The 12324-nt window shown below is 73.2% G+C and carries 13 protein-coding genes; 12 read left to right on the forward strand and 1 reads right to left on the reverse strand.

Annotated features, from left to right (window positions below):
* Nucleotides 1-101 precede the first annotated feature (101 nt).
* The 8 genes from glmS (at nucleotide 102) to ACFY01_RS37085 (ending at nucleotide 8309) form a co-directional block, all read left to right on the forward strand.
* The gene (glmS, locus tag ACFY01_RS37050; RefSeq protein WP_390740166.1) at nucleotides 102-1949 is read left to right on the forward strand and encodes a glutamine--fructose-6-phosphate transaminase (isomerizing); all 1848 of its coding nucleotides are present in this window, start codon (nucleotides 102-104) and stop codon (nucleotides 1947-1949) included.
* Between the two features lie 44 nt (nucleotides 1950-1993).
* On the forward strand, nucleotides 1994-2365 hold the full coding sequence (locus ACFY01_RS37055; RefSeq protein WP_361447875.1) for a holo-ACP synthase: 372 nt from the start codon (nucleotides 1994-1996) through the stop codon (nucleotides 2363-2365).
* A gap of 64 nt (nucleotides 2366-2429) precedes the next feature.
* The gene (locus ACFY01_RS37060; RefSeq protein ID WP_390740167.1) at nucleotides 2430-3863 is read left to right on the forward strand and encodes an NAD(P)H-hydrate dehydratase; all 1434 of its coding nucleotides are present in this window, start codon (nucleotides 2430-2432) and stop codon (nucleotides 3861-3863) included.
* A gap of 178 nt (nucleotides 3864-4041) precedes the next feature.
* Entirely contained in the window at nucleotides 4042-4905 is an 864-nt protein-coding gene (locus ACFY01_RS37065) for a L,D-transpeptidase family protein (protein ID WP_390740310.1), read from the forward strand.
* 59 nt (nucleotides 4906-4964) lie between these two features.
* Complete coding sequence (gene alr / locus ACFY01_RS37070; protein ID WP_390740168.1) at nucleotides 4965-6143, forward strand: alanine racemase; 1179 nt, start codon at nucleotides 4965-4967, stop codon at nucleotides 6141-6143.
* Between the two features lie 114 nt (nucleotides 6144-6257).
* A complete protein-coding gene (locus ACFY01_RS37075; protein ID WP_390740169.1) occupies nucleotides 6258-7529 on the forward strand; it encodes an alpha/beta fold hydrolase in 1272 nt (423 codons plus the stop codon).
* The gene (tsaE, locus tag ACFY01_RS37080) at nucleotides 7495-8007 is read left to right on the forward strand and encodes a tRNA (adenosine(37)-N6)-threonylcarbamoyltransferase complex ATPase subunit type 1 TsaE (protein WP_390740170.1); all 513 of its coding nucleotides are present in this window, start codon (nucleotides 7495-7497) and stop codon (nucleotides 8005-8007) included. Before ACFY01_RS37075 ends, tsaE begins: the two co-directional genes overlap by 35 nt.
* A 131-nt stretch (nucleotides 8008-8138) precedes the next feature.
* Nucleotides 8139-8309, forward strand: coding sequence for a hypothetical protein (locus ACFY01_RS37085; RefSeq protein WP_390740171.1), 171 nt, complete (start codon nucleotides 8139-8141; stop codon nucleotides 8307-8309).
* Nucleotides 8310-8877: 568 nt separating this feature from the next.
* Here ACFY01_RS37085 and ACFY01_RS37090 read toward each other — a convergent pair.
* The gene (locus tag ACFY01_RS37090) at nucleotides 8878-9429 is read right to left on the reverse strand and encodes a hypothetical protein (protein ID WP_390740172.1); all 552 of its coding nucleotides are present in this window, start codon (nucleotides 9427-9429) and stop codon (nucleotides 8878-8880) included.
* A gap of 138 nt (nucleotides 9430-9567) precedes the next feature.
* Here ACFY01_RS37090 and tsaB point away from each other — a divergent pair, with 138 nt between their 5' ends.
* The 4 genes from tsaB to ACFY01_RS37110 are packed head-to-tail and all read left to right on the forward strand — an operon-like array spanning nucleotide 9568 to nucleotide 12119.
* Nucleotides 9568-10224: a tRNA (adenosine(37)-N6)-threonylcarbamoyltransferase complex dimerization subunit type 1 TsaB gene (gene tsaB / locus ACFY01_RS37095; protein ID WP_390740173.1), complete on the forward strand. Its 657-nt coding sequence runs from the start codon at nucleotides 9568-9570 to the stop codon at nucleotides 10222-10224.
* A complete protein-coding gene (rimI, locus tag ACFY01_RS37100; RefSeq protein WP_390740174.1) occupies nucleotides 10221-10778 on the forward strand; it encodes a ribosomal protein S18-alanine N-acetyltransferase in 558 nt (185 codons plus the stop codon). Before tsaB ends, rimI begins: the two co-directional genes overlap by 4 nt.
* Entirely contained in the window at nucleotides 10771-11862 is a 1092-nt protein-coding gene (tsaD, locus tag ACFY01_RS37105; RefSeq protein ID WP_390740175.1) for a tRNA (adenosine(37)-N6)-threonylcarbamoyltransferase complex transferase subunit TsaD, read from the forward strand. Before rimI ends, tsaD begins: the two co-directional genes overlap by 8 nt.
* Nucleotides 11859-12119 carry a hypothetical protein gene (locus ACFY01_RS37110; protein WP_390740176.1) on the forward strand — a complete coding sequence of 87 codons (261 nt, stop codon included), beginning with the start codon at nucleotides 11859-11861 and terminating at the stop codon, nucleotides 12117-12119. Before tsaD ends, ACFY01_RS37110 begins: the two co-directional genes overlap by 4 nt.
* The last annotated feature ends 205 nt before the right edge of the window (nucleotides 12120-12324 follow it).

Here is a 12324-nt window from a genome sequence, read left to right on the forward strand (position 1 = left end):
GCCGCAATCGATCCTGCGAGGGTGGGAAGTGCCCTGAGAATTTCCGATTTCGGGCACGCGGAGACAGTTTTCGATCGGCTTCGGGTCGTAGGCTGCGGCGCATGTGCGGAATCGTGGGATACGTGGGGTCGCAGTCGGCGCTAGAGGTCGTGATGGCCGGGCTGAAGCGGCTGGAGTACCGGGGTTACGACTCGGCGGGCGTCGCCGTGCTGGCGGACGGCGGCCTGGCCGCCGCGAAGAAGGCCGGGAAACTGGTCAACCTGGAGAAGGAGCTCGTCGACCGGCCGCTCCCGACGGGGTCCACGGGCATCGGCCACACCCGCTGGGCCACGCACGGCGGCCCGACGGACGCCAACGCGCACCCGCACCTGGACAACGCGGGCCGGGTCGCCGTCGTCCACAACGGGATCATCGAGAACTTCGCGGCGCTGCGCGCCGAACTCGCGGAGCGGGGCCACGACCTCTCCTCGGAGACGGACACGGAGGTCGTCGCCCATCTGCTCGCCGAGGAGTTCTCCTCCAGCGCCGACCTCGCGGAGGCCATGCGGCTGGTGTGCCGCCGTCTGGAGGGGGCGTTCACGCTGGTCGCGGTGCACGCGGACGAACCGGACGTGGTCGTGGGCGCACGGCGGAACTCCCCGCTGGTGGTGGGCGTTGGAGAGGGTGAGGCCTTTCTCGCCTCGGACGTCGCCGCGTTCATCGCCCACACGCGGTCGGCGATCGAGCTGGGTCAGGACCAGGTGGTGGAGCTGCGCCGCGACGGCGTGACGGTGACCGGTTTCGACGGCCGTCCCGCGGACGTCCGTTCGTACCACATCGACTGGGACGCTTCGGCCGCGGAAAAGGGGGGTTATGACTACTTCATGCTCAAGGAGATCGCCGAGCAGCCCAAGGCGGTCGCCGATACGCTCCTGGGCCGCATCGACGCGGCCGGCTCACTGACCCTGGACGAGGTCCGGATCAGCGCCTCCGAGCTGCGCGAGGTGGACAAGGTCGTCATCGTGGCCTGCGGTACGGCCTTCCACGCCGGCCTGATCGCCAAGTACGCCATCGAGCACTGGACGCGCATCCCGTGTGAGGTGGAGCTGGCCAGCGAGTTCCGCTACCGGGACCCGATCCTGGACGCGCAGACGCTGGTGATCGCCATCTCGCAGTCCGGCGAGACCATGGACACGCTGATGGCGCTGCGCCACGCCCGCGAGCAGGGTTCCAAGGTGCTGGCCATCTGCAACACCAACGGCTCGACGATCCCCCGGGAGTCGGACGCGGTGCTCTACACGCACGCCGGCCCGGAGATCGCGGTGGCGTCGACCAAGGCGTTCCTCACCCAGCTGGTGGCGTGCTACCTGGTCGCGCTGTACCTGGGCCAGGTCCGGGGCACCAAGTGGGGCGACGAGATCGGGGCCGTCATCCGCGACCTGTCGCAGATCTCCGCCGAGGTCGAGCGGGTGCTGGAGACGATGGAGCCGGTACGGTCGCTCGCGCGCTCCCTGGCCGGGAAGAACACGGTGCTGTTCCTGGGGCGGCACGTGGGCTATCCGGTCGCCCTCGAAGGCGCCCTGAAACTCAAGGAACTCGCCTACATGCACGCCGAGGGCTTCGCGGCGGGCGAGCTCAAGCACGGCCCGATCGCGCTCATCGAGGACGATCTGCCGGTGGTCGTGGTGGCGCCCTCCCCGCGGGGCCGTTCCGTCCTCCACGACAAGATCGTCTCCAACATCCAGGAGATCCGGGCCAGGGGCGCGCGCACGATCGTCATCGCGGAGGAGGGCGACGAGGCGGTGGTCCCGTACGCGGACCACCTGATCCGCATCCCGGCGACCCCGACGCTGCTCCAGCCCCTGGTGGCGACGGTGCCGTTGCAGGTGTTCGCGTGCGAGCTGGCGACCGCCCGGGGCAACGAGGTGGACCAGCCCCGCAACCTCGCCAAGTCGGTGACGGTGGAGTAGGTTCCGCGCCCCGCGGAGCCGTCCGCCGCCATAGGCTGCCCGCCATGACCATCATCGGCGTCGGTATCGACGTGGCCGAGATCGACCGGTTCCGGGTGTCGTTGGACCGTACGCCCGGGCTGGCCGACCGGCTCTTCGTCGCCAGCGAGTTGCTGTTGCCCAGCGGGGAGCGCCGGGGCATCGCCTCGCTCGCCGCGCGTTTCGCGGCCAAGGAGGCGCTCGCCAAGGCCCTCGGTGCGCCGCCGGGGCTGCACTGGACGGACGCGGAGGTGTACGTCGAGGACAGTGGTCAGCCCCGGCTGAGGGTGAAGGGCACGGTGGCGGCCAGGGCGGCCGAACTCGGGGTGCGGTCCTGGCATGTGTCGCTCAGTCACGACGCGGGAGTCGCGTCAGCGGTGGTCGTCGCGGAGGGGTGAGCGGGCCCGGGACCGGGGTGCCTCGGGGTGCAGGCTCGGCCGGATCCGGGGCAGACTCGGTCGCATGCGTACCGCGTACAGCGTAGAGACGGTAAGGACAGCCGAGCGTGAGCTCATGGCACGGCTCCCCGACGGCGCCCTCATGCAGCGGGCCGCCGCCGGACTGGCCGCCGCCTGTGCGGACTTGCTGGGGCGGGTGTACGGGCGCCGGGTGGTGCTCCTCGTCGGCAGCGGAGACAACGGCGGGGACGCCCTGTACGCCGGCGCCCGGCTCGCCCGGCGCGGCGCCGGCGTCGCGGCCGTTCTGCTGAGCCCCGACCGCACCCACCCGGGCGGCCTCGCGGCCCTGCGCCGCGCGGGCGGCACCGTCACCGGCCCCGGCGGCTCGGCCGAGGACCTCGTCGCCCGGGCCGACCTCGTCGTCGACGGCATCGTCGGGATCGGCGGGAAGGGCGGCCTGCGCCCCGACGCCGAGGCGCTCGCGGAGGCCGCCCGCGTCTCCCGTGCCGCCGTCGTCGCCGTGGACCTGCCGAGCGGGGTCGAGGCGGACACCGGCGAGGTGCACGGGGCCGCGGTCCGCGCCGACCTGACGGTGACCTTCGGTACGCACAAGCCGGGCCTGCTGATCGACCCCGCCCGTGAGTACGCCGGAACCGTCCGCCTCGTCGACATCGGTCTCGAGCTGCCCCCCGAGGCCGAACTGGAGGCCCTCCAGCACGGCGACGTGGCCCGGCTGCTGCCCCGGCCGGCCGCCGAGAGCGACAAGTACCGTCGGGGTGTCGTCGGCATCGCCGCCGGGTCGGCGCGGTATCCGGGCGCGGCCGTCCTCGCGGTGTCGGGCGCCCTGCGCGGCGGGGCGGGCGCCGTGCGGTACGTCGGACCCGCCGGGGACACCGTGATCGCGCGCTTCCCCGAGACCCTCGTCTCCGACCAGGGGCCGCACGAGGCGGGGCGGGTGCAGGCGTGGGTGGTCGGGCCTGGCGCCGGGGACGACGCCGCCACCGTCGCCGAGGTGGTGGAGACGGACGTGCCGGTGCTCATCGACGCGGACGGGCTGCGCCTCGCGGACCGGGACGCCGTACGGGCCCGTACCGCGCCGACGCTGATGACCCCGCACGCCGGTGAGGCCGCCGCGCTGCTCGGTGTGGCCCGCGAGGAGGTCGAGGGGGCTCGGCTGGAGTCCGTGCGGAAGCTGGCGCTGCTGTACGGGGCGACCGTGCTGCTGAAGGGGTCGACCACGCTGGTCGCGGACGCCGGGGGCGGGGCCGTACGGGTGAACGCCACCGGCACGCCCTGGCTGGCCACGGCCGGCAGCGGGGACGTCCTGTCGGGGCTGGCCGGGTCGCTGCTGGCGTCGGGACTGCCGGCGCTGGACGCGGGGAGCGCGGCGGCGTATCTGCACGGTCTCGCCGGGCGGTACGCGGCGGACGGTGCGCCGGCCGGGGCGCATGACGTGGCGGCGGCCATTCCGGAGGCCTGGCGGGACGTCACCGACTGACGTACGCGGCTGACGTACGGGCCGGTGTCTCCCGGCGGGTGGCGTCCACCCGTCGGGTGACCTGCCCGCGCGGCTGCCGGGATTCGGGGGAGCGGGCCGCTTGGCTGATCGTGTGAAATACGGACATATCGCTTACCGAATTTTCGATTTCCGGGTCACCGCCTTCCGGGTCGTCGCCGTGCTCCTGGCCGCCGCCACCGTCCTCCCGACGGCCGGGACCATCCGGGCCGCCACCCCGGCGTCCCCGCCGCCCGCCCCGGGCGCCACGACCGAACTGGTGCCCGGGGTCCCGCCGGGCCCGCAGCAGCCCTGGCAGTTCGACACCCCCGACCAGATGCTGCCGCCGAAGGTGTACACGCCGACCCGCGAGGAGGACGCCGTCGAGCCGCGGGACGCGGCGCCGGGGACGTACGACCTCATCGAGTACGTGCCGCTCGGTGACGCCGTCGCCAAGGTGGCGTGCAGCAAGCAGGCCGGCCCCTACCAGCGGCAGGTCGAGCGCTGGCTGGGGCTGAAGGTGGACGGGAAGCAGTCCGCGGCGGACTGCAAGGCCATCCGGAACTTCCAGAAGAAGCACGGGATCAAGCCCGCGATCGGCTTCGCCGGACCCGTCACCTGGGCACAGATGATGCTCATCTCGGCGAGGAAGAACCCCAACGCGGCCAAGAAGTGCCCGGTTCGGACCTACCGGGTCGCCTGCGTGGACCTCGACCGGCAGGTCACCTGGGTGCAGAAGGGCAAGAAGGTGGTGTTCGCGCCGGTGCCGATGCGCAGCGGACGCAAGGGGTACGCCACCCGGGCCGGCTGGCACACCGTGTACTGGCGGCACAAGAACCACTGGTCGACCCTTTACAACCAACCGATGCCGTACGCCCAGTTCTTCGACGGCGGCCAGGCCTTCCACGCCGTCTACGGCAGCATCCACACCACCGTCGGCTCCTGGGGCTGCGTGAACCTCAAGCTGGCCGACGCGCGCAGGCTGTGGGGCGTGTTGAAGAAGGGCGACCGGGTATTCGTCTGGGGCCGCCGGCCCGGCTCCTAGGCCGTGCGAGGGGCCTGCGCCCGGAGGTCGCCGGGGGCCTCTGAGACACTGGGGGCGCCATGACTGAGAGACCACCTGCGCCGACCGCGCCCCTGCGCGCCCGCGCCGAGATCGACCTGGCCGCCCTGCGGGCCAATGTGCGGGCCCTGCGCGCCCGCGCGCCCAAGTCGGCCCTGATGGCCGTGGTGAAGTCCGACGGGTACGGCCACGGGGCGGTGCCCTGCGCCCGCGCGGCCGTCGAGGCGGGCGCGAGCTGGCTCGGCACCGCCACGCCCGAGGAGGCGCTCGCGCTGCGCGCGGCCGGGCTGCCGGGGCCGATCCTGTGCTGGCTGTGGACCCCGGGCGGGCCGTGGCGAGAGGCGATCGAGGCCGGCATCGACGTCTCGGTCAGCGGTATGTGGGCGCTGCGGGAGGCCGTCGAGGCGGCCCGGCAGGCCGGCCGGCCCGCGCGCGTGCAGCTCAAGGCCGACACCGGGCTCGGCCGCAACGGCTGCCAGCCCGGACCCGACTGGGCCGAACTCGTCGCCGAGGCCCTGCACGCCGAGCGCGAGGGGCTCATCCGGATCACCGGGCTGTGGTCGCACTTCGCCTGCGCCGACGAGCCCGGGCATCCCTCGATCGACGCCCAGCTCTTGCGCTTCCGGGAGATGCTGGCGTACGCGGAGGGGCGGGGCGTGCGGCCCGAGGTGCGGCACATCGCCAACTCCCCGGCCACGCTCACCCTGCCCCAGACCCACTTCGACCTCGTCCGGACCGGCATCGCCCTGTACGGGGTCTCGCCGAGCCTGGAGATCGGCACCCCGGCGGACTTCGGGCTGCGTCCCGTGATGACGCTGTCGGCGTCGCTGGCGCTGGTGAAGCACGTACCGGGCGGGCACGGCGTCAGTTACGGGCACCACTACGTCACCCCGGGCGAGACGACCCTCGGCCTGGTGCCGGTCGGCTACGCGGACGGCATCCCCCGGCACGCCTCCGGCAGCGGCCCCGTCCTGGTCAGCGGCAAGTGGCGTACGGTCGCCGGGCGGGTCGCGATGGACCAGTTCGTGGTCGACCTCGGGGGAGACGAACCCGAGGCGGGAGCGCAGGCCGTGCTGTTCGGGCCCGGCGACCGGGGCGAGCCCACGGCCGAGGACTGGGCGCAGGCGTCCGGCACGATCGCGTACGAAATCGTCACGCGCATCGGAACGCGCGTTCCCCGCGTCTATGTGAACGAGGAACCGGACCGGCAGGACGGGTGACCCGCACGGAGGGTACTCGCCGTGGTGTGGCCCTGGTGACACCTGCGCCACCTGTGAGACCCGTGAGACCTGTGACACCTGGTCGGCAACAGCAGTCGTGATGAGGAGCGGTACGTGAGCGAGAGCAGTGCGGAGGTCGTGGCTGACGTGGCGGACGTCGCCGCCGCGGCCGTCGTCGCCTCCGCCGCGGGGGCGGCCGGAAGCTGGCGCAGGGCGACCGGCTTCGCCGGTGCCGCGATAGGTGTGCTCGCCGCGGGCGCGGCGGCCGGTGTCGCCATCGAACGGATGACCGTCGGCCGGGGGATGCGCAGGAAGGCCCGGCTGGCGCTGGACTCGGCGGGCCCGTACGGGGCGCTGCGCGGCACCCCGGGCAAGGCGCGGGCCGACGACGGCACCGAGTTGTACTACGAGGTCGACGACGTCGAGCCCGACGCCGGCGGCCCGAACCTCTCCCCGCGCCGGCGCAGGCTCTTCGGCCGCAAGGCGCCCGCCCCGGTCACCGTGGTCTTCAGCCACGGCTACTGCCTCAGCCAGGACTCCTGGCACTTCCAGCGCGCCGCCCTGCGCGGCGTCGTACGCACCGTGCACTGGGACCAGCGCAGCCACGGCCGCTCGGCGCGGGGCGTGGGCCAGATGCAGGACGGGGTGCCGCTCACCATCGACCAGCTCGGGCGCGACCTGAAGGCCGTCATCGACGCGGCCGTGCCCGAGGGGCCGATCGTGCTGGTCGGGCACTCCATGGGCGGGATGACGGTGATGGCGCTGGCCGCGCAGTACCCGGAGCTGATCCGGGACCGGGTGGTCGCCACCGCCTTCGTCGGTACGTCGTCCGGGCGGCTCGGGGAGGTCAACTTCGGGCTGCCCGTCGCGGGCGTCAACGCGGTGCGCCGGGTGCTCCCCGGAGTGCTGAAGGCGCTCGGGCAGCAGGCGGCACTGGTGGAGAAGGGGCGGCGGGCCACCGCGGATCTGTTCGCCGGGATCATCAAGCGGTACTCGTTCGCGGGGCGGGACGTCGACCCGGCGATCGCCCGGTTCGCGGAACGCATGATCGAGTCCACGCCGATCGACGTGGTCGCCGAGTTCTACCCGGCCTTCACCGACCACGACAAGACCGAGGCCCTCGGCTGCTTCACCGACATGCCGGTGCTCGTGCTGGCCGGGGTCCAGGACCTCGTCACGCCCAGCGAGCACAGCGAGGTCATCGCCGACCTGCTGCCCGAGGCGGAGCTGGTCCTCGTGCCGGACGCCGGGCACCTGGTCATGCTGGAACACCCGGAAGTGGTCACCGACCGCCTCGCCGACCTCCTCACCCGCGCGGGTGCCGTGCCCGCAGGGGCTACGGTAAGTGGCTATGGAAGCACCAGCAGCACCGCACAACCCCGCTGAGACCCAGCTGACCGTCACCTCCCCGGAGCAGATGCGGGAACTGGGCCGCCGCCTGGCCAAGCTGCTGCGCGCGGGCGATCTGGTGATGCTCACCGGTGAGCTCGGCGCGGGCAAGACGACGCTCACCCGCGGGCTGGGCGAGGGGCTCGGCGTGCGCGGCGCGGTCACCTCGCCGACCTTCGTGATCGCCCGCGTGCACCCCTCGCTGGGCGACGGCCCGCCGCTCGTCCACGCCGACGCCTACCGGCTGTCCGGCGGCCTGGACGAGATGGAGGACCTCGACCTGGACGTCTCGCTGCCCGACTCGGTGATCGTCGTGGAGTGGGGCGAGGGCAAGGTCGAGGAGCTGACCGAGGACCGGTTGCAGGTCGTGATCCACCGTGCCGTCGGAGACACCACCGACGAGGTACGGCACGTGACCCTCACCGGTCAGGGGGAGCGGTGGGCGTCCGTGGGCCTGGAGGCACTGGCGGCCTGAGACCGCCCGACACTTTCCGACAAGCCGTCGGCAACATATTGCGCCGGGCCTGGCAGCCGTGATGACATGGTATCCAGCCCGTAGTTAGGTGTGCCTAACCACGCCCGCCCCCGCACCTCAGGAGGCGTCCCATGTCCGCTTCTCAGCCCACGGCGCCGTGGCGGCCGCCCGTGTTGCCGGCCGGGGTGTCCATGCGCGACCTGCTGGCCTCCTGCGCGGCAGCCAAGGCGATCTCGAACCCCCCGCACACCCCCGACCCGGACCACCAGAACCCGACGCAACAACACCGCGACGCGGCCTGAGCCCGACACCCGCGAACAACTGGGCGCCCGGCGATCCCATGCCGACACTCACGCCCGGCGGCACCCGCACCACCCGGCCGAGCGCGGCCAGGACGGCGTGAGCCGGCGCCGCCGGGGCTGGGCGGGCGTGACGCCAGAGACGATCGCGAGGCCACCACGAGAGCCCGTACCTGACCGGCAGGGGCCGGTGGAACGGCACCGCGACGCGGTCTGAGCGGGGGTCTACGGACGGGTGGGCGCCCGAGACCGGGCACCCGGCGATCCCATGCCGACGCCGTCAGGGGTTGCGTGGGCGTGACCCCCGAGGCCGCCGCGGGAGCCCGAACCGAAGCGGCGCCGCGAGGTGGCCTGAGCCGGGGCCCGCAGGTCGTGGGGTGGGGCGCGTGGCGAGTACGCGACGCTCGGGCCCGGTGCCCGCGCCACCCGGCCGAGCGCGGCCAGGACGGCGTGAGCCGGCGTTGCCGGGACTGGGCGGGTGTGATGCCTGGGGTGATCCCGGGGCCGCTACGGGCCGTCGAGCCGGACCGGCAGGGCCTGCGTGTCGGCCCGGCGGGACGGTTCTCGTGGCCTAGCGGACCACGACGACCGGTACTCCGATCGTCGCGAACATCCACATCGCCTGTCCGTCCGCCCGGGTCTCCCTGATGCCGCCGGTCCGTACGGTCGGGTCCGGGGCCGGGGTGAGGTCCGGGTGCACGGCGGCGCTGAAGCCGATGGCGACGTCGTCCACGGTGGTGAAGCGGACGACGTGCTCGACGGGAACGCCGTCCGTGCCGGTGACCGCGTGTGAGCGGGACGTCACCACGTACGCGCCCGGGAGCGGGTCCACCCGGCCTGGCCTCACCCGGAAGGTGCGCAGCACCCGGTTGCGCTCGCCGACCAGCCACACCCGGTCGTCGTCCACCGAGTACACGACCCGTTCACCCGATCCGGAGACGGCGGGCAGCGCGGTCGGGTTCCTTCTGTCCCGGGGTGCCTTGGCCAGGGGTGACGCGCTCGCCCGGGGCTTGTCGCCGAGGTCGGCCGGGACCGTGGCGGAGGCCTGGTAGCCGAGGAAGCCGACCGTACCGACGGCCGCCGCGGTGAGGGCGGCCACGAGTGCCGCGCTGGTCCCTGCCACGTCCGTCCACCTCTGTCCCGCATCGTCGTAACACATCATTTGTCGTACTTCGTACAGAACTTTATGCAGACGGTAGCAGTCGGTGACCACCTGACCGGGACGGCCACCGCGTACGCGCTGGAGCCGTAGGCTGTTCGCGTGCTCTTGCTCGCTCTGGATACCGCCACCCCCGCCGTCACCGTCGCGCTGCACGACGGCACGGACGTCATCGCCTCCTCGAGCCAGGTGGACGCGCGCCGGCACGGCGAGCTGCTGCTGCCGGCCGTCGACCGCGTGCTCGCCGAGGCCGGACTGAAGCTCGACGCCGTCACCGGGATCGTCGTAGGCATCGGGCCCGGCCCCTACACCGGGCTGCGCGTCGGCCTGATGACCGCCGACACGTTCGGGCTCGCGCTCGGCGTGCCCGTGCACGGCCTGTGCACGCTCGACGCCCTCGCCTTCGCGGCCGACATCGAGAAGGGCCCCTTCGTCGTGGCGACCGACGCCCGCCGCAAGGAGGTCTACTGGGCGAAATACGCCGACTCCCGCACCCGGCTGACCGACCCCGCCGTCGACCGGCCCGCCGACATCGCCGAGCGGGTGGCGGGGCTCCCGGCCGTCGGCGCGGGCGCCCTGCTCTACCCCGACGCCTTCCCGCAGGCGCACGCGCCCGAGCACGTCTCCGCCGCCGCCCTCGCCTCGCTCGCCGCAGGGAAGCTGGCCGCGGGCGAGGAGCTCCAGGCTCCCCGGCCGCTGTATCTGCGCCGCCCCGACGCCCAGGTCCCCAAGAACTACAAGGTGGTCACCCCCAAGTGACCGAGCCCGCAACCCCCCGACTGCGCGAGATGCGCTGGTGGGACATCGACCCCGTGCTGGAGCTGGAGAAGGACCTCTTCCCCGAGGACGCCTGGTCGCGGGGCATGTTCTGGTCCGAGCTGGCCCACTCCCGGGGCTCCGAGGCGACCCGGCGATACGTCGTGGCCGAGACCGGCGGCCGGATCGTCGGCTACGCCGGCCTGGCCGCGCAGGGCGACCTGGCCGACATCCAGACCATCGCCGTCACCCGCGACCTCCAGGGCACCGGCCTGGGCGGCCTGCTGCTGGCCGAACTGCTGCGGGCCGCGACCGCCTTCGAGTGCACCGAAGTGATGCTGGAGTGCCGCGTGGACAACGTCCGCGCGCAGAAGCTGTACGAGCGCTTCGGCTTCACACCCATCGGCTTCAGGCGCGGCTACTACCAGCCGGGGAACGTGGACGCCCTGGTAATGCGCCTCACCACGGAACCCGACGGCGGCCCCGCCGCCGGTTCCACCCGCGCACCGGGAACAGAAAGCACAGAGAGCACAGAGGGCACAGAGAGCAATGGCTGACGAACCCCTGGTCCTGGGCATCGAGACCTCCTGCGACGAGACCGGCGTCGGCATCGTCCGCGGCACCACCCTGCTGGCGGACGCCATCGCCTCCAGCGTCGACGAGCACGCCCGCTTCGGCGGGGTGGTGCCCGAGGTCGCCTCCAGGGCCCACCTGGAGGCGATGGTGCCCACCATCGAGCGCGCGCTGACGGAGGCCGGTGTCTCCGCCAGGGACCTGGACGGCATCGCGGTGACGGCGGGCCCGGGGCTCGCGGGCGCCCTGCTGGTCGGCGTCTCGGCGGCGAAGGCGTACGCCTACGCCCTCGGCAAGCCCCTGTACGGCGTGAACCACCTCGCCTCCCACATCTGCGTCGACCAGCTGGAGCACGGCCCGCTCCCGGAGCCGACGATGGCGCTGCTGGTGTCCGGCGGCCACTCCTCGCTGCTGCTGTCCACGGACATCACCTCGGACGTGCGCCCGATGGGCTCGACCATCGACGACGCGGCGGGCGAGGCCTTCGACAAGATCGCCCGCGTGCTGAACCTGGGCTTCCCGGGCGGCCCGGTCATCGACCGGTACGCGCGCGAGGGCGACCCGCAGGCCATCGCCTTCCCGCGCGGCCTGACCGGCCCGCGGGACCCGGCGTACGACTTCTCGTTCTCCGGGCTCAAGACGGCCGTGGCCCGCTGGATCGAGGCCAAGCGGGCGGCGGGCGAGGAGGTCCCGGTCCGTGACGTGTCCGCCTCCTTCCAGGAGGCCGTGGTGGACGTGCTGACCCGCAAGGCCGTGCGCGCCTGCAAGGACGAGGGCGTCGACCACCTGATGATCGGCGGCGGCGTGGCCGCCAACTCCCGGCTGCGCGCCCTCGCCCAGGAGCGCTGTGAGGCCGCCGGCATCCGGCTGCGCGTCCCGCGCCCCAAGCTGTGCACGGACAACGGCGCGATGGTGGCCGCCCTCGGCGCCGAGATGGTCGCCCGGAACCGGGCCGCCTCCAGCTGGGACCTGTCCGCGGACTCCTCGCTGCCGGTGACCGATCCGCACGTCCCCGGCCACGACCACGACCACGTCCACGAGGTCAGCAAGGAGAACCTCTACTCGTGACGGTCGCCCTGATGTGGGAGGCCCGGGCGGTGGCGGGGCGCGGCGACGCGCTGCTGGCCTGGGCCCGGGCCCAGCGGCTCGCCCGGGAGCCGCTGCGCCGGGAGACCCTGCGCGCCCCGCAGGACCGCGTCCTCGTCATCACCTGGTGGGACGCGGAGTACGACGCGGAGCTGCCCGAACTGCCGGACCCCGAAGACGAGTTGGTCACCCGGGCCGTGCACCGCTGGCGGTTCGAGTCGGTCGGTGTCGGTCCCTGACCGCCCGGACCGTCGCCGAGTGGTGCGCACAGCCGTCCGTGCGCTATGATCATCACACGTGAACGGCCGGAACACCGGTCCGGACACAGTGCGTTGGTGGTCCAAGGAAAGACGCCCCGCTTCCTGCGGGGAAATGCAGGTGCAAGGCCTGCCCGGCGCTCCGTTTCACCCCCGCCCCGGTTCTCCGGGGCGGGGGTTTTTCGTC

This window comes from Streptomyces sp. NPDC001480 (assembly GCF_042894725.1).
Lineage (GTDB): Bacteria > Actinomycetota > Actinomycetes > Streptomycetales > Streptomycetaceae > Streptomyces.